Source organism: Mesorhizobium sp. M8A.F.Ca.ET.181.01.1.1, from assembly GCF_004792025.1.
Taxonomy (GTDB): domain Bacteria; phylum Pseudomonadota; class Alphaproteobacteria; order Rhizobiales; family Rhizobiaceae; genus Mesorhizobium.
In genome coordinates this window covers 23457-46579 of record NZ_SRTV01000007.1, presented here as the reverse complement: position 1 = coordinate 46579, position 23123 = coordinate 23457, and the positions used below count along the sequence as shown (strand labels likewise).

Annotated in this window: 19 protein-coding genes and 2 pseudogenes; 9 read left to right on the top strand and 12 right to left on the bottom strand. The window is 59.5% G+C overall.

The genetic code is table 11. The features are described 5' to 3' along the window. Positions 1-55 precede the first annotated feature (55 nt). The 9 genes from EN824_RS35650 to EN824_RS23380 form a co-directional block, all read right to left on the bottom strand. Complete coding sequence (locus tag EN824_RS35650) at positions 56-127, bottom strand: helix-turn-helix domain-containing protein (protein WP_245467364.1); 72 nt, start codon at positions 125-127, stop codon at positions 56-58. A 700-nt stretch (positions 128-827) separates the two neighbouring features. Beyond that, positions 828-1409 carry an alpha/beta fold hydrolase gene (locus EN824_RS23415; protein ID WP_287152319.1) on the bottom strand — a complete coding sequence of 194 codons (582 nt, stop codon included), beginning with the start codon at positions 1407-1409 and terminating at the stop codon, positions 828-830. A 396-nt stretch (positions 1410-1805) separates the two neighbouring features. Next, positions 1806-2105, bottom strand: a complete 300-nt coding sequence (locus EN824_RS23410; protein ID WP_024505235.1) for a ferredoxin family protein — start codon at positions 2103-2105, stop codon at positions 1806-1808. Positions 2106-2117: 12 nt separating this feature from the next. Then, positions 2118-3422, bottom strand: a complete 1305-nt coding sequence (locus EN824_RS23405; protein ID WP_126080604.1) for an FAD-binding protein — start codon at positions 3420-3422, stop codon at positions 2118-2120. A gap of 10 nt (positions 3423-3432) precedes the next feature. Continuing rightward, entirely contained in the window at positions 3433-4542 is a 1110-nt protein-coding gene (locus EN824_RS23400) for an electron transfer flavoprotein subunit alpha/FixB family protein (RefSeq protein WP_126063815.1), read from the bottom strand. Positions 4543-4558: 16 nt separating this feature from the next. Beyond that, positions 4559-5410 (bottom strand): electron transfer flavoprotein subunit beta/FixA family protein, encoded by an 852-nt coding sequence (locus EN824_RS23395; protein ID WP_126063816.1) that lies wholly within the window; start codon positions 5408-5410, stop codon positions 4559-4561. A gap of 188 nt (positions 5411-5598) precedes the next feature. Further along, positions 5599-5976 (bottom strand): nitrogenase stabilizing/protective protein NifW, encoded by a 378-nt coding sequence (gene nifW, locus EN824_RS23390; protein WP_024505239.1) that lies wholly within the window; start codon positions 5974-5976, stop codon positions 5599-5601. A gap of 180 nt (positions 5977-6156) precedes the next feature. Further along, positions 6157-7368 carry a cysteine desulfurase NifS gene (gene nifS, locus EN824_RS23385; protein WP_126063817.1) on the bottom strand — a complete coding sequence of 404 codons (1212 nt, stop codon included), beginning with the start codon at positions 7366-7368 and terminating at the stop codon, positions 6157-6159. 346 nt (positions 7369-7714) lie between these two features. Beyond that, positions 7715-8035 (bottom strand): iron-sulfur cluster assembly accessory protein, encoded by a 321-nt coding sequence (locus EN824_RS23380; protein ID WP_029356570.1) that lies wholly within the window; start codon positions 8033-8035, stop codon positions 7715-7717. A 586-nt stretch (positions 8036-8621) separates the two neighbouring features. Between EN824_RS23380 and EN824_RS23375 the strand changes: the two are divergent. Then, positions 8622-9653, top strand: a pseudogene (locus EN824_RS23375) (ChuX/HutX family heme-like substrate-binding protein); the annotation flags it as partial. Between the two features lie 261 nt (positions 9654-9914). Here the strand turns inward: EN824_RS23375 and EN824_RS23370 are convergent. Continuing rightward, complete coding sequence (locus tag EN824_RS23370; protein WP_126063819.1) at positions 9915-11147, bottom strand: MFS transporter; 1233 nt, start codon at positions 11145-11147, stop codon at positions 9915-9917. Positions 11148-12454: 1307 nt separating this feature from the next. Between EN824_RS23370 and EN824_RS23365 the strand changes: the two genes are divergently transcribed. From EN824_RS23365 to EN824_RS23340, 7 genes and pseudogenes are all read left to right on the top strand, one after another. After that, positions 12455-13411, top strand: coding sequence for an IS481 family transposase (locus tag EN824_RS23365; RefSeq protein ID WP_126063820.1), 957 nt, complete (start codon positions 12455-12457; stop codon positions 13409-13411). Between the two features lie 265 nt (positions 13412-13676). Continuing rightward, a complete protein-coding gene (locus tag EN824_RS23360; RefSeq protein ID WP_189522221.1) occupies positions 13677-14855 on the top strand; it encodes a cytochrome P450 in 1179 nt (392 codons plus the stop codon). A 29-nt stretch (positions 14856-14884) separates the two neighbouring features. After that, positions 14885-15007 (top strand): annotated as a pseudogene (locus tag EN824_RS36125) (ferredoxin); the annotation flags it as partial. Positions 15008-15145: 138 nt separating this feature from the next. After that, positions 15146-15733: a nuclear transport factor 2 family protein gene (locus EN824_RS23355; RefSeq protein ID WP_126083656.1), complete on the top strand. Its 588-nt coding sequence runs from the start codon at positions 15146-15148 to the stop codon at positions 15731-15733. 148 nt (positions 15734-15881) lie between these two features. Next, positions 15882-17483 carry an SDR family oxidoreductase gene (locus EN824_RS23350; protein ID WP_063169384.1) on the top strand — a complete coding sequence of 534 codons (1602 nt, stop codon included), beginning with the start codon at positions 15882-15884 and terminating at the stop codon, positions 17481-17483. A 138-nt stretch (positions 17484-17621) separates the two neighbouring features. Beyond that, the gene (locus EN824_RS23345) at positions 17622-18674 is read left to right on the top strand and encodes an LLM class flavin-dependent oxidoreductase (protein WP_024505249.1); all 1053 of its coding nucleotides are present in this window, start codon (positions 17622-17624) and stop codon (positions 18672-18674) included. Further along, positions 18661-19287: a nitrogen fixation protein NifQ gene (locus tag EN824_RS23340; RefSeq protein WP_029356557.1), complete on the top strand. Its 627-nt coding sequence runs from the start codon at positions 18661-18663 to the stop codon at positions 19285-19287. Before EN824_RS23345 ends, EN824_RS23340 begins: the two co-directional genes overlap by 14 nt. Here EN824_RS23340 and rpoN read toward each other — a convergent pair. Next, a complete protein-coding gene (gene rpoN, locus EN824_RS23335) occupies positions 19284-20717 on the bottom strand; it encodes an RNA polymerase factor sigma-54 (protein ID WP_126063822.1) in 1434 nt (477 codons plus the stop codon). The genes EN824_RS23340 and rpoN overlap by 4 nt on opposite strands. A 68-nt stretch (positions 20718-20785) precedes the next feature. Next, entirely contained in the window at positions 20786-21319 is a 534-nt protein-coding gene (locus EN824_RS23330; RefSeq protein WP_029356553.1) for a peroxiredoxin, read from the bottom strand. 1174 nt (positions 21320-22493) lie between these two features. On the opposite strand from EN824_RS23330, the gene EN824_RS23325 reads away from it, so the two are divergent. Then, positions 22494-22805, top strand: a complete 312-nt coding sequence (locus EN824_RS23325; protein ID WP_206437555.1) for a hypothetical protein — start codon at positions 22494-22496, stop codon at positions 22803-22805. Positions 22806-23123 lie beyond the last annotated feature (318 nt).

The following is a 23123-nucleotide window of genomic DNA, read 5'->3' as shown; positions in this document are numbered from 1 at the left end:
TGGCTCATCAGGCTCTTAGAATTTCCTTCACCTCGATACTATGCCGGCGTATCGCCTAGCCGACTTGTCGCAGCTTGAGGCCGAGAATTCGAGCCGCATTAGCCTGAACCCAGCCGGCCTTCTCCATTGTGTCGATCAGCCGTCACGCTCCGTCCGCCGCGGTCTCAGCCCCCGTCCGGCCGTATCGTTAGAATCGCAAGTGGCTATCTCGTGTTCAGGGGGCGCCGATGCGCCGAACCGGCATCGTGCTGGCCCGTGAGAGCTCGTCGATGACATTGCCACGTTCCGAAAGATTGGTTCCTTCCAGAGGAGAACGCCAAGCACGCAGTTCTCCGGCTCGGACGTTGCCGGGGAAATAGCATTGCGAGATCAGCTCAACTGCCGACGGCGCAAAGCCATGGTTCTCCATATTTCAAGGGTAAGCGCTGTGTCCTTCCAGGAGGACCCGCGATCTGTGGGCCTGCCGATTCTGAGGTGGATCGGAGATCGGCTTGTGTCTGAACTTGAACTTACGATTGACCCTGAGCGGCAGCCTCGGCGTTTTCGAGGGTGATCAACGGCGCTGTTGGTCGGCGGCATTGGTCGATGGACGACAAGGCACGGAGTCATTCCGAGACCCTGGAGCCGACGCGGTGATCTCGGAGGTTGCCCGGCGCTACGGGCTGCGGCCGCGGCGGAACGCTCGCAAGCTTGCGACGTCGGCAGGACAGGCCACTCCCGCCTAGTGGTTTCGGTGGCGCCACCGGAACGACCCGTTGGGCCTATCCGTGCACCAGAGCTCAAGGCCACGGCCTGAGAATCGGCCGCCGCTCACCCTACTTGGTTCCTCAGCCGACTGCGCTAAGAAGGAGAGCAACTTCCGTCGGCGCGAGGATCATTGCGTCGTGGCCAGTGGCGAGTTCCTGCCACGCCCAGCCATCCTGCTTCGCGACCCATTCTCGCGCTCCCGCCATCGGCGGGTGGAGTGGATTAGTGCAGACGACATAGGTTCGGGGTCTGCCGTTGCCGAGCGGGTGCTCGAGCTTAAGTCCGCTTTCGTAGGTGCCTGCCGGATGCGGTGTTATCCGGCGCCGCACCCAGTCCGTGAGCGAGTGTCCCTCGGGAATGCCGAATGCTGTTGGCGGCGGAGTCGGCATGAAGATACCCCGTCCTTCCTCCGCAACCAATTTTCGACGGGCCGCGACGATGTCGGGGGGCATGGTGCTGAATACACTTTGACCGCTCTCGACGATGGCGCTGTCGAGATAAACGAGATGGCTGATATGGTCGGGTATCCGGTCGGCGGCGCCGGTGATGCTGATGCCGCCTAGACTGTGACCGACAAGGATCACATCGCTCAGCTCTTCCGTCACAATGTGGTTGACGATGTCGGTCACGAATGTGTCGGGCGTGATGTCCTTGCACAGCAAACGTGCGCGTTCGCCGACACCTGGTCGGCGTGGTCACGTGGCATCCCATCTTGCGAAGATTGGCAGCCACGTCCCGCCAACACCATCCGCCATGCCAGGCACCATGCACTAGCACATACGTCTTTGCCATGGGTTGTGCCGTTCCACTTGCTCACCGGCCGTTGTGGCTGCCATCCGGCACGATGGCCGGGCGTTGTCCCAAAGGGGCTCGACCACGTGACCGGTGGTAAGTCCGGCGCACAGGGCAGCGCCGTGGCCTGAGGACACCGCTAACGAGTCAAGGAAATTTGAATTGCGAAAGGCCAATATTCACTAGCTCTTTGCAAGTGGATGGAGAGGCTCATGGTGTGCCGCAGTTGCTCGCTGCCGGCATGCTCTTGGCACGGTCCCGGCTGATCATCCGAACTTGAACAGGACACCAAAGCCGCCGCGCGGATAGTTCCACTCGATGTCGCCGCCTTTCTCGCACAATATCCGGCAGGTGCCGCATTCCATGCAGCCGTCGGCGGTGATCTCGACTTGACCCTTGTCATTCAACTCATAGCATTTCGCCGGACAGACGTAGGTCAACGCAAGCAAGTTCGCGCTTGGCTTGTCGTGCGGTCGCACTATAATATGGGGGCGGCCGGAATCGACCAGATAGCGGTTCTGGTAAAGTTTGTCCTCGACACGAACCTTCGTCACTGCGATCGTCATCTTGTACCCTCTTCAGCGCCATGCCAATGCCAGGCGGACCGCGTCGCTGACCAACCCCCAGCGCGAGCGCGCGTTGATGAAGGCGGCCGTGGTGTTCTTTTCCTTCTCGATCTTCGGCGTGCCGTCGACACGCATGAAGTTCTGAGCGGCATGCGACATCAGCCGCGGATAGCTGTCAAAAAAGTTGCTGGAATTGGTGTGGAGCAAGGCTGGCATGTCCTTGTATTTCTTAAGATCCTTGATCACAAAGGAGTCATCCAGCATCGTCTTGTAGAGCGCAAGGTTCGCTTTGGTCATAGGACCGTTGCGGCTTTTGACTTTGATGATCGCCTCAGCCGCGACACGACCCGAGGTCATGGCAAGGTTCGAACCCTCACGGTGAATGGCATTGTTCAGTTGCGCTGCGTCGCCGACGATGACCCAACCGTCGCCGAAGAGCTGCGGAATGGCCTTGTAACCACCTTCGGGGATAAGATGGGCGGCATATTCTTTCACCTCCGAGCCAGCGATCAGCGGCCGGATCGAAGGATGGTTTTTCATCGCATCCAGGAGGGCGGACGGGCTCTCCATCGTCGCGGCGAAATCCGAGACCAGGCAGCCGATGCCGAGTGATATCGACTCCTTGTTGGTGTAAAGGAAGCCGAGCCCGGCCATGCTGCGAGAGATCGTGCCCACGGCCTCGATTACGCAGCCTTCATCGCCCTTGACCCCGAACCGCTGGCCAATGACCTCTTCGGGCAAGAAATGCATTTCCTTGACGGCAAGCGCCACGGTCTCCGGCTTCGGCATCTCGCGCAGGCCTGCGCGAGTGCCAAGCAATCCCGACACCCCTTCTGCGAGAACGACCACATTCGCGAAGACCACTCCGCCAGCCCGGTCTGTGCGGACGCCGATCACCTTGCCATTGCCATCACGGACGAGTTCCGTCGCGGTCGTCTCACACAGGACCGTCGCGCCAGCCTCGCGCACCTTGCGGGAAAACCATTTGTCGAACTGGGCGCGAATGATCGTGTAGCGGTTGGGTTTCGCCTCATTGAAGTCGTCCGACCGGTAATGAATTCCGGTGTGAGACGTGTCGTCCAACACCCAAAGTCGCTGTTCGACCAGGTGCCGCTCGAGGGGCGCATCATCCCGGAAGTCCGGGATGATCTTCTCCAGCATGTTCGCGTACATTATGGCACCCTGGACGTTCTTAGAGCCCGGATATTCCCCGCGCTCCAACTGCAGTACCTTCAGCCCCTGGCTTGCCAAAGTGTAAGCAGCTGCGTTTCCAGACATGCCGGCTCCGACCACTATGGCATCGAATTGTTCAATCATGTCCTCTCCCTCAACTCGCAAGCTTGTCTCGACTGTGCGGCGACAGCCGCCGGGTGAAGGCTTCCGTCAGTGCGGGCAGGAAGCGGATTGCATCCGTGACGATCCCGAGGTGGGCGAACTCGAAAATCGGCGCGTTCGGATCGGTGTTGATCGCGACGATGAGATCGGCCCCCTCGACCCCAACTCGGTGCTGGATGGCGCCGGAAATTCCGGCCGCGATGTAAAGCTTCGGTCGAATGGTCTTGCCAGTTTGTCCAATCTGTCGATCAGCCGGCATCCAGCCCTTCTGGACCAAGGGGCGCGAACAGCCATGCTCGGCGCCGATCGCTCGGGCAAGATTCTTCACAAGCTGAAGGTTCTCCGCCGCTCCGAGACCGAGGCCTCCCGCAACCACGACATCCGCATAGGCAAGATTTGCCATTGCCGACTGGTTATCCGGTAGGAAGCCGAGGACTTTGGTGACGATATCGTCCTCAACGAGCGACAGCTTGTGCCGCATGACACGCCCGACCGGCTTATCCACCCGTTGCGGCATAGGCATGACCCTTGGTCGCACCGTCGCCATTTGCGGCCGGTAATTTAGTGTATAGATCGTACACAACAATGAGCCACCAAAAGTCGGACGGGTCGCGGCGAGTGAACCGTCGGAATCTACATCAAGTTCGGTGCAGTCGGCCGTGAGCCCCGTCTGCAGGGTCGTCGCTACCGAGCCTGCAAGATCCCTGCCCAGTGTGGTCGCGCCGAGAAGGAGGATTTCGGGTTTATGGGTATTGACCAGATCCGTGAGCGCCTTGGCGAACGGCTCGTTCCGGTAGTCGGCGAGCGGCGGCGCATCGACGATGTAGACAAGATCCGCCCCGTAAGCGAAGGCCTCGGCAACAGCGTCCTCGACCATCTCGCCCGGCGGTCCCAGCACGACGCCCGCGAGCTGGACTTCAAGCTTGTCGGCCAATTTGCGGCCTTCGCCCAGCAGTTCGAATGATACAGGATGCACATTGCCGCGTTCGAGCTCGAGGAAGACCCACACGTGCCGGTAGTCTTTGAAATGGTCGGGAAGTTCTTTCTTTACACCGGCACGGCCGGGGGCAATGCGAGGGGTGGTTTGGCTTGCGGTCGACATTTTCTGCTCCTGGCCGTCACGTGCCGCTGTTGAAGGCCAGCTCATGTTCCAGCGCCGGCCGGCGGGTTAAGATATCGGCGATGAGTTCATCGGCTATGTCCTGCAAGCCCCTTTCCGCGGTGTCGATCTGCGCCGCCCTTTCTGCCCGTGCGGTGGGGGCGAAAACACGCTTGACGACTGTAGGCGAGCCACGCAGACCGCACCGGGTGAGATCGTCAATGCCGGCGTCGGCTGCAGTCCACTTCACGACTTGCCTGCGCGCCGCGCACAGAGCCTGCTGGAGCGAGCCCCGGCGGATTTCGTTGGTGTCTTCCAGCATGGTAATGAGGCAAGGGAGTCTGCTCTTCAGCAACTGGGTGCCGCCTTCGGCGCGACGCGCGACTTCGATCTCTCGCGTATCGAGATCGATGGAGGCAATCTTCGCGACATAGGTAAGTTGCGATAAATCTAGGCGCTTGGCTATGCCCGGTCCGACCTGGGCGGTATCGCCGTCAATCGTCTGCTTGCCGGTGAAGACGATGTCCGGCCTGCCGAAAGTCTCCCCAATTTTTGCGATTGCTTGCGAAAGAGCAAAGGAAGTCGCCAGCGTATCGGATCCGGCAAAATAGCGGTCCGTCAAGAGAACTGCTCGGTCAGCACCGTAACCGAGCGCCTTTCGCAGCGAGTCCTCCGCCATGGGCGGACCCATTGTGAGCACAGTAACCTCGCCACCATGAACGTCGCGCAGTTTGAGCGCTTCTTCGAGGGCGAACAGGTCGTAAGGATTGATGATGGTCGGAACACCCTGACGCATGATCGTGTTCGTCACCGGGTGCACGCGGATCTGTGCCGAATCCGGCACCTGCTTGATGCAGATTACGATATGCATTGGCGGTTTCTCTAAGCTCCCAGTCCGGATTCGTGCTTGGCGGTTCGCCTCATTGCCTGCATCGTTCATGCCAAGTCGTCTTCCTGCCTCTATTCCAGAAGGTGGCTTCGTTTGCTTCCGAGGAGGCGTCATGAGGACTGGATTTGTCGACTTCTCGACATTGTCGCGTCGCAGCCGTGTCGGGCTCATTACTTTCCGAACCGCTTCAGTGCAGAGTCGAGCGGGACGAAGGCGCGGCCAGGTGCGGGACATATGTTTGGATCGTGGTCCCTTAGCACCTTGAACACACGTTGCGTGAGCGGCGAGGAAGTCGCGAAATCTTCGTAGGCGCGTTCCAGCTTGGCGCGCACCCGCGCGGCGATTACCTGGTTAGGCAGACCGGAGAAATCTTCTTCGGCAAGGTATTGGCCCACGCGCTTCATGATATGGAGCCGCGAGACATTCATCACTTTCGGGTCGTAGGAGACGCCAAGGCAGGCGAAGAAGTCCTCCGCGGCCGACAGGCCCTTCAGTCGCGCTAGGATATCGGTGCGATCGATCGGGCGGCTATCAGCGGAGCAGTTCATTGTATTCTCCCGGCGCGTAATTGTGGTGTCGATGCATTGGTGACATTGCTGACGGCGTGCCGACCTCTGGCACGGCGGCTGGGCAAGAGACTTGGCGATCTCAAGCTTTTCTGAAGTGGTGAAGGCGACCCCGAGTTTGACTGCTCTCCATTGCGCAGGGTCGTCACGTTGAGGAAGACCTCACGGCTCGTCGGCTATTGTGCCGCTCGGACCCGGGCCGGAATGAAGCTGTTCTGCACCTCGCCCGCACAGTCCAGCACTGGGAACGGCCCGTAGCTTCTCGGTGATCGCAGGCAGGACCTCAAGCACGCGGTCTACGTCATCTTCGCCGTTGTCACGCGACAAGGAGAAGCGGACTGCCCCACATGCCGCGTTCATAGCGATCAGAACATGGCTCGGTTCCAGTGAGCCAGAGGCACAGGCGGACCCGGCGGAACAGGCGATTCCCAGCCGGCTCAGGACAATTGGAATTGCATCGCCTTCGATACCTTCGAATCCAATGTTTGCAGTGTTTGGCAATCGCTCTTGCGGATCGCCGTTGATGGATGTGTTTGGGATGCGCTGGATGATCCCGTTCTCAAGGCGGTCGCGCAACCATTTTATTCGTTTTGTCTCGTCCATGAATTTCAAGGCGAGTTCGGCCGCCATGCCCAGTCCGACTATGCCGGGTGTGTTTTCAGTGCCTGCACGCCGGTCGCGCTCTTGGTGCCCACCCTTGATCATGGAGGAGAAGCGCACGCCACGTCTTACATAAAGCGCGCCTATCCCCTTTGGACCATGCAGCTTGTGGGCGGAGAGCGACAGCATGTCGATCGCGGTCGATTTCAGCTCAATCGGAAGCCTTCCGACCGCCTGCACTGCATCAGTGTGGAAAAGCGCGCCGACTTCCCTGGCTAGATCGGCAAGCTTAACCACGGGAAAGATCGTACCGGTCTCATTGTTCGCCCACATTATCGAGACGATTGCCACTTGTGGAGTGAGAGCGGTTCTGTAGGCGTCCAGGTCGAGCCGGCCGTGGTGATCGACTGGGATAATGTGCACCTTGACGCCGCGCGTCTTTTCAAGGTGCGCGCACAACTTCAGAACGGCCGGATGTTCAACCGCGGAAGTCACTATTTCCGTTCGGTCGGGCATCACCTCCAGCGCCGAAAGGATGGCTGTACTGTCGCTTTCAGTCCCGCCCGAGGTGAAGATGATCTCGTCCTCGAATCCCGCGCCGATGAGGGCTTGCAACTGTTGCCTCGCCTTTCTCACGGCTTCAGCAACCGATGCGCCATAGGCGTGCATGGACGAATGATTGCCAAATTGCTCCGTAAAGAAAGGCAACATCGCTCCAACGACTGCAGGATCAACCCGCGTCGTTGCGTTGTTGTCGAGATAGACAGGGTTCATGGGAGTGATCCTTCAACTGCTGAAATGATTCAAGGGTAGGCGGGCCATTGAACCTCTGGCGCATATCGTATCTGGTAAGGTGGGCGGCCGGGCGAGCGATGGCTTGGCTGACCGGTCGCTGTCGACATTGCCCTTTGGTGGCGGCATCTGCCGGGAATTCAGCTGTTTCGGGCAATTTTGTTTGCTTGCCCACGGCAACGATCGATGATCGCGATTTGGCGCATCACCGAACGCAATTGTTCCGGGCCGACAGTGCGTGTCGGCCGGTTCCAGAGCGCCGGCGGTGCCGGTTCGACGCAGTATTCCTTGGCGTCGCTATAGTCGAACATAGCCTGTTCCCTCGCAATCATTTGCAGGACTTGCCGCAGCCGCACGTCTCACGCGCATTGGGGTTATCGAAAACAAAGCCGGATGTTTCGAGCCCAGTGACGAAGTCCACGGTCATGCCGGCTGCATGGGGTTGGGAGCCTCTATCCATGAACACCTTGAGCCCATCTCGCTCGATGATCGCATCGCCCTCACGTGAGACGCTCTCCAGGCCCATTGAGTATTGGAAGCCGGCGCAGCCGCCGGCATGGACCATGATGCGAAATCCTTCCGCCGGCTCGCTGGCGCGGTAAAGAGCGGCCTTGATGGCGGCAACAGCGTTGTCGGTGAGCGTAATCATGGCTCGATTTCTCCTCGGTCCGACGTTTTCGCGGATCATCTCGCATGGACCGTGCCAAAGGGAAGACGTGTCAAAAACCGTAGGACATCCCGACGTCTCTTATGCTCGATTGCTGGGGAGACGTCCGACAACCGACACTTACTGTCGGATTTGTCGCGTCCGCGTCACAGGAAGGGCGCCTGAGTTCGCGATGCACTCACGCGTAAAGCAATGAACAGAGCCAAAGATGTTCAGAGCTTGCCGCGGAGCAACTGGCACGATTTTTGTGAAGCCTTCGTTGCGGCGGCAAAATTGCCGGCCGATTCACCTTTGGGTTGCCCTCGCAATCGAAGAACGAAGGAGAGCAATATGATCCATCAGACCCGCCTTGAGTGGGAAAGCAGCACCGCCGGTGGTACCCGAATGCTCGATCGGCCGATTGGCGCCGACCACCCAACAATCGCTCTCTACCGGCGATTGGCCGCTGACCGCCCGGAGACAGGATTCGACTGGCATGTGCCTGACGATCGATCGCGTCCGCCGTGCACACCCCTGAGGCCCGTTTTTCGATCGATCGTCAAAAGAAGAACGGGGCAGGGGTAAAAACATGGATCAGCGCAAGAAGCGGTCGCCCAACGAAATCCGGCGTGCGTGGGAAGTCTGTCCGAACATTCCCGCGCGTGATTTCGCAGCCCAATTGGCCATTTCGGAAGCGGAACTGGTCGCGGCCCATTGCGGTTTCGGCGCGGCACGCATCGACCCGCGCGTCAATCACGTTCTGACGGGCCTCGAATTCGTGGGCGAAGTGACGGCGCTGACCCGCAATCAAGGTGCCGTGCACGAAAAGATTGGCGTCTTCAACAGAGTGATAACCGGCAACAATCACGCCATGGTCCTTGGTGACGAATTCGACCTTCGCGTCTTCCCGCAAGCTTGGAGGTATGGTTTCGCTGTTGAAAGGCGCCATCGCGGCGGAATCCAGCGCAGTTTGCAATTCTTCGACGCCACCGGCGCAGCAGTGCATAAGGTGCATCTCAGGCCGGTCTCCAACCTTCATGCCTATCGAAAGCTGGTGGCCGAGCTCGTATCCGCCAACCAGGAGCCGACCATGTCGCTTAAGGCGAGAGTAGCCGACCTGGGCGCGAGGACTGCGGACTGGGCCGGCACGGTGGACGACCTACGCGAGCACTGGAGCCGGCTGACTGACGTCAACCTTCTAAAGACGCTCAAGCTCAGCCGCTGCCAGGCTTTGCGCATGGTCGGCCAGGATTACGCTTGGCTGCTCGACAATGCCGCAGTTGGCGCCGTGCTCCAGCGTGCGGCCGAAGACGAATTGCCGATCATGTGCTTCGTCGGCAACCGAGGTTCTATCCAGACCCATTCCGGCTTAATCAAGTCGGTCAAGCAGATCGGGCCGTGCATCCATGTGCTGGACGAAACGTTCCGGCTGCATCTCAGGACCCACCAAATCCGTGAGGTTTGGGCCGTGCGCAAGCCGACCAATGACAGTCACGTCACCTCGCTCGAAGCATATGGGTCCGACGGCAAGATCATCATCCAGTTGTTCGGTGCGCGCAAGGAAGGCGAACGCGAGCGCGACGACTGGCGGGTTCTGGCGGAAAACCTGCCTCGTTTCCCCGACAGCTACATGAGAAAAGACCGATCGTCGTCGGTGGGACGCCGGCGCCCATCTGCCTCCGCAGCCAGTAGCCGGGCATTGAAGCCGAGACCGGGGACACGATGACGCAATAAGCGCGCTGTATTATCGCAACGCGATGAGCAGGAAGCAATTTGGCGCTGCCCCATCGACCGCATGGTTACGACGAAGCCGCGGCCTTTGGGCCGAGCTCAGAGGTGGCAATAGCGTGAACGCCGCCGACCGTCACTCCCCACCAGGCGGTCAGGTTTTGCGGTTCGGGCCGAGCAAAAATACTGTCAAGACAGCGAGGAACGTGGCAACCGCGCTGTAGACAAAGACACTGGCAATACCCGTGTGATCCACCAATAGGCCACCGAAAGTTGTGCCGGCTGCGATGGCCACTTGGAAGGTTATGACCATCAGTACACCAGCGCTCTCGGCCTGTTTCGGAGCGGCGCGTAGCACCATCCATGTCTGCAATCCGACCGGGACCGCGCCAAAAGCAAAGCCCCATACGGCAACTGCAATTGCCGAGGTCAAGGCCGATGCTCCCATAGTCAGGAGCGAGACAGCGGCTACGGCAATGAGCAGGGGCGGCAGGGCCGCGACCGCCTTGAGACTGTGTTTGGTGAGGAATGCGCCGGCTAAATTGCCGAAGACGCCGGCCGTGCCAAAAGCAAGGAACACGAGCGGGATTGACTTCTTTTCGAGCGCAGGAACGCTCTCGAGAAAGGCGCGGATGTAGGCGAAGCTGGCAAAATGGCCGGAAGCGACCAATAGCACGACTAGCACCGCAACCTTCATCGCCGGATTCTTCGCGACATCCAGCGGACTGCGGAATCTGCGCACTTCGATCGGAGGCAGTGGCGGAATGGTTACGAGTTGCACGAGCAGCGCAACGGCACTCACGATTGCGGCGACCTTGAACGAGGCTCGCCATCCCCAAATGTCACCGACATAAGCGCCGATTGGAGCCGCGCAGACGGAGGCGACAGAAACGCCGGTGAGGATGATCGACATGGCGCGCGGCATGAGGTGACTTGGAACCAGCCGCATCGCCAACGCTGCCGAAATAGACCAAAAACCACCAAGCGATATGCCAAGGACGACGCGTGCCGCCAGCAAAACCGGCAGCGACCCCGCAACCTCTGCCAGAACGTTCGACAGGATCAGCAGGAGCGTCATCGCCCAGATGACGACCCTGCGGTCCAGACGCTTTGTCACGATGGCGATTATCGGTGCCGAGATCGCCGCGACGATTGCGGTCGCTGTTAGCGCCTGTCCAGCCGTGCCCGTGGTGATACGGAGATCATGCGCGAGCGGTGTCAGAACGCTGGCGGGCAGAAACTCTGCCGTCACAAGCCCGAAGGTGCCGAAGGAAAGCGAAATGATGGCACCCCATGCAGGGCCAGAACGTTGATAGGGACTTTCTGGGTCAAGCCGATCTCGGTCGAACAAAGCCGCGTCCACTAAATCTGTCGCCGATTCGGTCATGAATGAGTTCTCCGGCTAGGAGCTGTTGCAGCAGGGGTGGCTACATCGCCGGGGATCAAAGCCGCGAGACCTTCCGGCGGCGGCCAGTCGGCATCAGTCGAGGCCTCGGCGCCCGACGCATCCGAGGCCTCATCGGAGGGCCGACGGACCCAACCGTCGACAATGCGGGAGAGTTCTCGGCGCGGTCGCATCGATCGCATTCGTCGAAGTGCGGTCTGTTCACTGCGAACCAAGCAAGCCGAACGCGGTGTCCTCGATCGAGGCCTTGATGGGGGGATGATCGACGATCTCTATATTGCTTTGAAGCAGGAAGTTCCGTCGCCATATGTGGTTATCCTGGCAGCCAGAATTGAGCGGTTGTCGCAAGCACCAAGGCGGTCGCAATGAGTGCAACGAGGCGGAAGTCTGATCGATGGCTGCGGTTCGATGGCCGCGCGATCGACAAAATTGAGGTGATGAGTTATCCCTTTTGAAGCCGTTGCTCCCAATTCTGGGATAAGGTAATTGCAGGCGGTCCCAGCAACGTCGGGCGGCCTTTTTGGTGATCGAATTCATGGGACGACACTCTCGGTCCGTGACGCATCTGCGAATGACTCCGCAAGTTCCGTGCCATCAACGACAAATCTGGCTCTGCTGAGCGGGTGGTGGAGGCACGAGCGTGGGCTATCCCAAGAGCTTGCCGCAAGGTTGTTCGAAGTTGAGGTGCCGGATAGACCGCAAATATGTCGGGCGGCCTGGGGTTGGCCAACACGAAGATGCGCAAGTTCAAAAGGACGAGCTGAACCCTTGCCGATATCCATCCGAGGCTGATCTGGAGAAGGTCAAGAACTGCGTCTTGAAGGCTTCCGCCGCACCGGCAAATGCTAAGCCAAGGTGCTGGGCAAGATGGACAGGGCCATCCAACCCGTCGACTGGACGCTCATTAATGGCGTCGGTGTGGCTCTGTAGCTGGCGAGAAAAACGCCCTGCTGAAAGACAAAAGCTCGTGTGGCCGGCTCTGAAGGACGGCCAGTGAGGCAGGCGAGGAGAGGCTATAGCCCATTCGTGTAGACTGATCTTGTCCCACGGAGGCGGCTAACCACCCCGCCAGACATCATCGAGGGGAGCGCCACTAGGCTTACCCCAAGTGTTGGTCATTTCCACCTGGGTGACCTCGGCCAAGTCACCAAGCCGCTTAGAGCAAGCTTTCGAACTGGATGCTCCCCGGGCACATGATCGGCTAGCTGTGAGCTTTCGGGAGGTTGTCCATTCGGACCGGACCGAGGAGACTGGAGTTACCACGCTTCAGCATCCATCGGAGGATCCGAATGAACATCCATAAGAATGCCCGTCTCACACCGCTGCGTCGAGAGGAGATGGCGCTGTCGGTGATAGAAGGCGCTTTCTCCAAAGCCCATGCGGCGCGTGTCTACGGCGTGTCGGCCAAGATCGTGGCGCGCTGGGTCGAGCGCTACAAGTCCGAAGGGCGGGCCGGCATGATCGACCGTTCCTCGCGGCCCGCCCATATGCCGCAGGCCACCGCTGCGTTGATCGCCGAGCGCATCATGGCGCTGCGGCGGCAACGTTGGACCGGCAAGCACATCGCCCATGAGGTCGGCGTCTCGCCCGCCACCGTTAGCCGGGTTCTCAAGCGTGCCGGACTGTCGCGGTTGCGGGATATCGAACCGGCCGAGCCGATCCGACGCTACGAGCGCGAGCATCCTGGCGAGATGATCCATATCGATATCAAGAAGCTCGGTCGTTTCGAGCGCATCGGTCATCGCATTACCGGCAAGCGCACCGGCAATGCCAGCTCGCGCGGCAGCAGTTGGGAGTTCGTCCATGTCTGCATCGACGACGCCTCCCGCATCGCCTTCTCGCAGATCCTGCCCGACGAGAAAAAAGAAAGCGCCATCGCCTTCCTCAAGGCGGCGGTGGCCTACTACGCCAGCCTCGGCGTCACGATAGCCCGCGTCATGACCGACAACGGCTCCTGCTACAGATCAAAGGCCTTCGCCAAGGCCTGCCGCGATCTCGGCCTCAAGCACGTCAGGACAAGACCCTATACACCCAAGACCAATGGCAAGGCCGAGCGCTTCATCCAGACAGCACTGCGCGAATGGGCTTATGCCATCGCTTATCCGACTTCAGATCACCGCGCCGCAGAGTTGCCGGTCTGGCTGCACAGATACAATTGGCACCGTCCCCACGGGAGCCTAAAGTCCAAAACACCTATCAGTCGCCTCGCTCTAACCGAGGACAACCTGTTGAGGCTCCACAGCTAGCGATCCCACCAGTTGAGTTGCTCCAAGTCGGTGTCTAGCTTTCTACATTCTGTGTCCGACGCTGGACAAGAATGTTGCAATCCCGACCAGCAAGTCAGCGCAGGCGCCACCTGTTGCCCAGCAAACGGCAAGGATTATCGAAAGACGAATTCGGCACGGAGCTTGCACCAACGATTGCATGCAAATGCCGACAGCATCTCATGAACGGTCTCTCGATTCTGGCGCGGTTAAATCGCGGCCGGTTCCAGATCATGTCCCGCCCGAAATGGTGAGGGACTTCAGCCTGTTTACGTCGCCCGGCATGTTGCCGACCGCTAACGGGGATCCGCATGCAGCGGTTGCTTGCGTTCATGCCGGGCCTCCGATCTTTTATTCAACCAGCAACACGCGCGACGGTCGGGGTACCTGGGTCATCACTCGCGCGAGCGACCAGCGCCGGGTGCCGCAGGACACCGAAACGTTTTCCAGCCATCGCAGCATCTTCGCCTCTGTGCTCGGCGAGAGCTGGCCGATGATCCCGCTTGAGCTCGATCCGCCATTCCACGGTGTTTTTCGCTCACTGCTCAATCCGCTGCTTTCGCCAAAGCGGGTAATGGCATTGGAGCCGGCTGTCCGGGAACGAGCGATCAAGCTGATCGACAGGATCGCCGCATCAGGCACGAGCTGCGACATCATGAAGGATTTTGCAGTTCCGTTCGCGGTCAATATCTTCCTTCGCTTTATTGGGCTTTCGGACAACGGACTAGAAACATTTGTCGGCTGGGCTAGAGATCTGCTCCACGGCGATAAGGAGCAACGACCACCCGCAGCCCGGACGATCGTGGCCTTCATCGACGAACTTGCCACCGAGCGCCGCAAGGAGCCGGTCGATGATTTCATGACCTTCATCGTGAAGGCAAAGGTCGAGGGTCGTCTGCTCAGTGACGAAGAAGTCCGTGGCATCGGCGTGCTTGTGTTCGTCGCGGGACTCGACACGGTCTCAGCAGCCATATGCTTCGACTTGGCCCATCTCGCGCGCAACCCCAAAGATCAGGAATTGCTACGAAGCGAACCGGACCGGATTGCCGTCGCTGCGGAAGAATTGCTGCGCGCCTATTCGACCATTCAGATGATCCGAGTGGCAACGAAGGATGTCGACTTCAAAGGCGCGCCGATCCGCAAGGGAGACTATGTTTCCTGTGCCACGATGATTGCCAATCGTGACCCGGCGGAATTCGAATGCCCGAATGAGATCGATCTGGCGCGCGAGGACAACCGGCACGCTGCCTTTGGCTATGGTCCCCATCGTTGTCTTGGCTCACACCTTGCCCGGCGGGAGATTGTCATTGGCCTGGAGGAGTGGCTGGCGCGCATCCCAGCCTTTCGGATCAAGACAGGGACTGAACCTATCACCTTCGGCGGCCATGTGTTCGGGATCGAGAATCTGATCCTGGACTGGTCCTGAAGTTTCAGCCAACGACATTGGAGTTCGCTATGCGTGTCGTCGTACATAAAGCCAGATGCCAGGGTCATGCGCGCTGCTGGGCGCGGGCGCCGAGAGTCTTCAAGCTTGATGACGCCGGCTACATCTTGCCCGGTGATATTGATGTTGCCGATGGGGAGCAACTGCTTGCCTCAAAAGGGGTACGAGCCTGCCCCGAACAAGCTCTGGAAGTTGACGAGCCCCCCGCTAACTCAGTTGTAGAGAGAGACACACGCAAAGTGCAGACTGGCATCGGGAAGGATAAAACAATCATACAATTCGCGACAGACCCTGTCGACCACGCGAAAATTACCGAACTGCGTGACCGAGAGGCGATCCGCAACTGCCTGTATCGGTACTGCCGCGGGATAGACCGCGCCGATGAGGCGGCGCTGCGTAGCGCATACTGGCCCGAAGCGTATGACAGGCACGGTCCCTATTGCGGACCGGCAGAGGACTTCATCCAATTTGCTCTCGGTCTGCCGGGGCACCGTAACATCCATCAAATCACGAACAGCCTGATCGACTTCATCAGTTCAGCAGAGGCCGCGGTCGAGAGCTATTTCACCGCGCTGCAACGCGGACCGGATACAGACCAAGAAATACGTCAGACGCTGCTTTGCGGCCGTTACTGCGATCTGTTTCAGAAGAGGCAGGACGAGTGGCGAATTGCGGAACGGACAGTCGTCTACGATTGGGTTGAGGAGCAAATCCCGCCAGCGATTCTTGAGGCAGATAGGTTCGGCCGGCGACAGCCGATTGGAGCACAACATCCAGACGATCCCATCTACCAGTTGCTCAAGGGTCACATCCCCACCGACCAAGATGGCGTCGAGGGTCCCCAACTGGGAGCTGCATAAGTGGGTAGAAATGGAGGATGAGCGCCCTACGGGAACGACATCTGTGTGGGGCCGCAACTGGCGGTCACTGCAACGATTTGGCTCGGCCCTTCATTCCGCCCAAGGTTGATGGGCTGAGATCACAAGCGGTCATCGTGGAGAAGCTCTCGTGAAACTGGCAGCACGCACCGTAATCATCACAGGCGCTGCGGGCGGGATCGGCCGTGCCCTGGTCGATATCCTTGCCGCGGACGGAGACACTGTAGTTGCGGTGGACCTTCCGGGCAGTGGTGTGGTTGAACTGGCTCGGGATCTCGGGTCGCCGCACGTCGGTCTGGAGTGCGATGTGTCGCGAGAGAAGGACATGCTCTCACTTTTCGGCCAGGTCGAAGCACGGTTCGCGCAAATCGATGTCCTCATCAACAATGCGGCGGTTGGACCCACGATGGATAGGATCATCGACACCGCTGTCGATACCTTCCGACGCGGCGTGACAGTGAACCTTATTGGGCCATTCGTTATGGCCCGGGAAGCGGCGCGGCGCATGAAGCCGGGCGGTGCGATCGTCAATGTGGCTTCGATGGCGGGCGTGGTCGGCAATCCCAGGCGCAACGCCTACGCAGCCTCGAAAGCTGGCGTGATCTCGTTGACAAAGTCCCTTGCATGCGAGTGGGCTATGCGAGGAATCCGCGTCACGGCGGTGGCGCCGGGCTCCGTCCGCACCCCAATGGTCACAGAACTGGCACGCGCTGGCAAAATGGACCTCGCGGCGATACGCCGCCGCGTGCCGATGGGGCGCTTGGCTCGCCCCGACGAGATCGCCAGGGTCGTGCGTTTTCTGAGCAGCACGCAGGCGCGCTACATCACCGGCTCGGTGCTGGCAGTCGACGGAGGCTGGATGTCATTCAACCAGCCGGGGGATGCTCACCCGCCGGTGGATGGTGCGCTCCAAGCCGAGCTCTCCTGTCCGGCCGAATGCACAGATGCGCGAATCGTGCTCGTCACCGGTGGCGCAAAAAGCATTGGCGCGGCCGTCGCTCGCCGCTTTGCCGCGAACGGCGACACCGTCGTGATTGCTGATAAAGATGGCACTGCAGCGGCAGAGCTGGCTACATCGCTCCCCGGCAAGCATCTGGCGAAATCGCTGGACGTGGCCGTCGAGAGCGATGTGGTGTCGATGTTCGAAGAACTGAGGGGACGCTTCGGGTATATCGATGTTCTGGTCAATAGTGCTGATACCGCCGACAGGATTGTGCCTGCGATCGAGCAACTGTCGAAACAGCTCGAACACGTCCTGGATGTCAACCTTACCGGCGCCTTCACCTGCGCGCGCGAAGCGATCAAGGCTATGCGCCCGGGCGGCGTGATCCTCAATCTCGGGTCGATCGACAGCTTTCTGCCGTTCGCGCCGCGCCATGCCTACGGCGCCTCCAAGGCGGGGATGGATATGCTGACCCGTTGCATGGCGGCCGAACTCGGGCCGGTCGGAATTCGGACAGCCACCGTCGCTCCTGGCCACATCCGCACGCCCGCACTTGCTCAGTTGGCCAAAGCCGGCCGCATCGACCTGACAGCAATCGGACGACGCATCCCCATGGGCAGGATGGGACGGCCAGAAGACGTCGCAGATGCATCGTTCTTCCTTGCTTCGTCTGACGCCTCATACATCAACGGCTCGATCCTCTACGTGGACGGCGGCTGGACCTCGTTCGGTGATGCGGGAAACGCCAGCGAACTCTATGACGAATGTTTTGCGGAGGCCGCAGGTTAATTGCCAGGCCTTCGCAGGGCGACCGGCCGAGCATTATGAAGCCTCGGCTCCACGACGCACCTGAGGTGCTTGAGATCCAAGCATGTGCATGCCGAGCACATTCCCGGTCGGCTGACGTGTCTATAACGAGGAGAAATCATGGAATTTGCCACTTTCATTCTGGCCGCCCAGCGTGGCTATCACCAATCCTCAGAAAGCGTCATCCGCAACTCCATCGAACAGGCCGTCGCTTCGGAGCAGGCTGGGTTCAACACCGCGTGGTTTGCTGAGCACCACTTCAACAATTACAGCCTCATACCATCCCCGCTGATGATGGTGGCGCACTGCGCCGGCTTGACAAGCACGATTCGCCTGGGCACTGCCGTCTGCGTGCTGCCGCTTTACCAACCGCAGCGCCTGCTGTCCGAGATCGGCTTCGCCGACATCGTTGCGAACGGCCGTCTCGAGCTCGGCGTAGGCTTGGGATACCAGCAGTTCGAGTTCGAACGGTTCGGCGTGGACATCGATGAGGCGCCGGCCGTCTTTTCGGAATACCTGGACATCATTCTCAAGGGCCTCAACCAAAACGTCTTCGAACACGACGGCCAGTATGAGAAGATCCCCCCAACAGCGATTTCGGTCCGCACAGTCCAGCAGCCGACGCCGCCTATCTGGATCGCTGGCGGAGCCGCACGGATGGCTCGGGCCTACCGCGAGGGGCACAATTTTTTTGTCACAGCCTTCCACGACGGCTTAGAGACTTTGACCACACTGCGTGAATCAGTCGAGAGGGCGGCGGCATCCGAGGAAAAGAACGTCACCGACGTCAAGATATCGCTGCTGCGCTGCTGCTATGCCAGCCACGACGAGTTGGAGATCAACAGCTATCTCGACAATGCCCGCTTCCAGCGCCGGCTTTCTGAAGCCCTGCATCAGCGCCGCCAACAGAGCCACGATGGCTACCTGCTGCAGGAGACACCGACCCAGCAGGATCTGTCCTTCGAGACCATGCGCAAAAATTTGCCGATTGGCAGCGTAAATCGCGTGATTGATCGCCTGCTGGAAGAGATCGATATCTTGAAACCGGACCAGATCGCAGTTCAGACTCAATTGGGCGACTTCGACCAAAAGACGATGCTGCGCCAGATCGAGCTCTGGGGCGACAAGATCATCCCTGCGGTCAACAAGGCGCTTTGTCATGCCGGAAGCTGAAGCCGGCCGTTACGATGATGGCTGCCTATCCAGCGCGCAATGGCGTGGGTCCGAGCTAGGGAGGAGCTTCGATCAGCATGTGCTGCCCTGCGTACATTCACGTTCGCTTGAGGAGGTCCAGGCGGGCGAGGTGTTGGCGACGGAGGGGACAGGCCTTTCGTCTGTCGAATTGCGTGATGTCTTGGCCGCAACTTTCCCGTCTACCTCCAGCAGCGTATTCGCTTTGGAGGAGTTGAGCGAGCCCGAGCCGGAACTGGAAGAGGAGCTGCTACGCCGGCTGCTGCTAGCGCATGCTGCGCCGGCCGACCCGGCGAGCGGCCGCTTGGCCAAGATCATCGCCCGGCGTGCGATGCGCACGGACCATCTTTGGCGGGATCTTGGCCTCTCAAATCGCGCTGAGCTCAGCCGCCTGCTTGCCAGACATTTTCCCGCGCTGGCGGCAGGCAACACAGAAAACATGAAATGGAAAAAGTACTTTTACCGCAAGCTGTGTGAGGCCGAAGGCTTTTCGTCATGCACTGCACCCAGTTGTCGGGAATGCCAGGACTTCGAAAGCTGCTTCGGCCCGGAGGAAGTTGAGAGTCGCCTCTCGCCGACCAGGAATGCCGGTTAGTCACTTCGCTTGATCGCAGCTGCGGACAAACGCTTATCGCGGCGCCGTAGTATGGAGGAAGGGATGTTCATCGCCTCGCGATATTTGGTGACGGTACGGCGAGCGACATTGATGCCGGTCTGCTTGAGCTGAGCAACGATGTCTTCGTCGGAAAGTACCTTGTCGAGCGATTCTTCGGCGATGATTGCCTTGATCCGATGGCGGACAGATTTGGCGGAGTGCGCGTCGCCGCCCTCGCAGGATGCGATTGTCGCTGTGAAAAAATACTTCAGCTCGAACACCCCGCGCGGAGTTAACATGTACCTGTTCGAAGCCACCCGGCTTACCGTCGACTGGTGCATTTTGATCCCGTCAGCGACATTTTTGAGACAGAGAGGCCGCAGATGGGCGACGCCGTGTGTAAAAAAGGCATCCTGCTGGCGCACGATTTCGGTCGCAACCTTAAGGATCGTCTTAGCGCGCTGCTCGAGGCAGCTGATCAGCCAGTTCCCTTTTTCCTGGCAATGGTCGAGAAACGCTTTGCCTTCCGGATTTTGATTGGTCAGCTGCGAGATTTCGGCGACATAGGTGTGGTTGATCAACACTTTGGGCAGCGTGGCCGGATCAAGCTCCACCCGCCATCCACCTTCGGACTTGGGCATTACCCAGACGTCCGGTACGATGGTTTCCGGCGTCCCGGACTGGAACCGGTCTCCAGGCTTGGGATCGAGCGCGCGGATTTCGTTCCTCATGTCGAGGAGATCCTCCTCGTCGACTCCGCAACGCTGCTTCAATCCCTGAAAATCCCCCCGTGCAAGCATCTCGAGATTGGCGACCAAAGCTGCCATAGCCGGGTCGAACCGGTCTTGCTGGCGCAGCTGAATCTCCAGGCATTCGCTGAGAGTTCGCGCAAAAATCCCCGGCGGATCAAATTGCTGCAAGATTCCGATGACCCGTTCCACATCAGCTTGCCGAACGTTTAACCTCCTGGCCAGATCGAAAAGGTTTACCTGAAGATAGCCAGTGTCCTCCAGATGGGCGGCGAGCTGTCCGGCAATCAGCCGCTCCTGGGGGGTGAACGGGGTGAGGGCGACCTGGCGGGCGACATGGTCGTGCAATGTTTCGGTGTGGGCGGTAAACTCCTCGACGGCAGGTCGATCGTTGCCGCTACTGCGTTGCGACTTCCATTGCCCGCGCCCGCCAGACGGCCCGCCAATGGGCGATTCGCCGATTTCGCTTCTGCTTTGACTGCTCCGCTGATCCACCCCTGACAGCGGCGAATCGTCGTCAAACGGGTCAGGCTTCAAAACGGGGTTCCTCTCGAGTGCCTGCTGCACGAGCTGATGGAGTTCAGTATGCGTCAATCGCAGCAAGCGAATAGCTTCAATGGCTTGAGGCGATAAGACCATACGTTGCTTCTGGCGTTGAAGCAGGCTTGCTGAGAGATGCATGTTGAACCGTAATCTGCCGAGGATGCTCTAGTGTGTGCTTGGGTTGTGTGAGACTTGCCACTTCTGGGTCATGCCGCCGCCTTCAGTTTGTCGAGAACGTTTTGCGGGGATGAAACGCCATAGGGGTCCGTCTCGCAGTTGTCACAGAAGCCTTCCTCCTCGAACCACTGCTCCACCACGCCATCGTCGATCAGAGCGGCGTATCGCCAGGAGCGCATGCCAAAGCCCAGATTGTCCTTCGCGACCAGCATGCCCATTTTGCGCGTGAACTCGCCCGACCCGTCTGGGATCAGCTCGATCTTCTGCAGCCCCAAGGACTTTCCCCACGCATTCATGACGAAAGCATCGTTGACCGAGACGCAGTAGATCGCGTCAATTCGCAGTTCCAGAAATTGATCATAGAGTTTTTCGAAATCGGGCAGTTGGAAGGTCGAGCAGGTCGGGGTGAAGGCGCCAGGCAGCGAGAACAGGATGACGCGCTTGCCCCCGAAATAATCGTCGGAGGTCTTGTTCTCCCACCGATAAGGATTTGGCCCCCCGATCGACTCATCGCGAACACGCGTGCGAAAGGTCACGAGAGGAACGTTCTTTCTGTCGGTCATTGATTTGCTCCCAGGCCAAAGTGGTACGGTGCATTTTTCGGTTAAACTGAAGCGGCATCGACTTCGGTCGACAGTTCCGGCAGCCTCGCGCCTTGGCGTGGTTGCCTCGGACCGGTCTTGTGCAAGACCGCCCCCGAGCAGGCACGTTTAAAGGCGACGAGCTTCCGCGGAGACGGGGAATTTCGCTCGCGTGCTTTATCGAGCTTTGAGAGGTAGGCATGGTCTGCAACCGTGATTTTGACTGCGTTCTATCGACCGAGTCGCAAGCGCCATGCCAATTGACCCGATGCCTTGGGTTCACTTCGGTTTTTGCAGCAACTTTCGTGTTGTGCAGTAATGCCGGTCGATATTATTGCTCAAGCAGCACTGGAAATTGGGTGCGACTCCGTTCGGCAAACCCGGCCTTTGTCCGAAGCCGGACACGAATGTCGGAAATAGCCAAACGCCAGGATCTGGGGCGGGTTAAGAAACGTTGCCGTGGGCACCGGCTTCAGCACAATTGCGCCACGCGAGCATGGCTCCCAGCGTCAATGCCGTGCAGCAGCGAGACGAAGTCACTGCAGAATATCAACCTCTGCGAAGTCGTTGAAACCCAGCATGTGCGAGCCGTTCGAGGCGCAGATCAAGGCATGCTCGAGGAAGAGCTCGTGCTCTCGGCAGCAAGTGTTGCGACGTCTGACAAGGATCGTCGCGCTTCAAGGAAAAGAACCTGAATGGTGCACGGCTTGTGAAGGCCGGCGCATGGAAATGGCTGGGCTGATCATCCTCCATGAGGGTTGAATGAAGAGCTGGCCCCTATCTCCCTCAGCTGCAACGGGGGGAGGTAGGGCATGTCCGTCTATCGCGCTGGGTAACATTCCTCGGTGAGGCAATAAGGGGGAGCAATTTCTCATTTCGGCAGACACGACCCAGCTCTCCTTTCATGCGCTGATTCCCCCAAGGGAAATCGCGACTCCAGGCTTCCTATGCAGCGAATCGCGGTGCTGTCCGATGTCCGACAATGTCGGATGCGGATCGTAGCTGGGCTAGATCCGTCACTTTGCCTCGATGGTTTCCCACTGGCCTTATATCTGCTTCGCCCCAAATGCGGCGACATAACCTGTGCGGCATCTGTGAATGGATCGACTTCAATCGAGACCTCGGAGGTCCCGATGCGCGAAGGGAGCTTGCCGATATGACGGCCACCATAGCGAACCACGGTCCGGACGACGAGGGGACTTGGATCGGCGGGCCTGCGGCGCTGGGACACCACCGCCTGGCAATCATCGATATCCAGGGCGGCCGTCAGCCGAGGATGCTCCAGGAGGATGGCCGACCTGACTTGGTGCTCGTCTACACGGGTGAGACTTACAACTACCGCGAGCTGCGTCAACAGCTGGCCGGCCTAGTCCATCGCATGAACACGAGCAGTGACACCGAGGTGGTGCTGCACCGCCCCCGCGAGTGGGGCTCTTCGGCGGGTACACTTTTTTCACGAAATCCGTGAATGTTTCTCGCGACATCATCCCGCAATCGGTGGTGCAGCGGGTGAAGAGCCCGTATCCGGCTATCCAGAATGCCGCCTACGACAAAATACTACGTACGCGGTTCACTGCGATGCTGGACGACCTAGTGCCGGCAGTGGCACCGCTGTTGTCCGTCGACAGGTCCCGCGCTTGCTCGGTGCGACCAACAACCTTAAGCGCTAGGGCGTAACCTGACCCTGCAAGATCTCCTCACCGACTATAAGGTGCGCCTCACGATCTGAGACGATGGGACAGGATGGCTAAGGAGGTGCGCCGTCTTGCATGCCCCGCCACCGAGG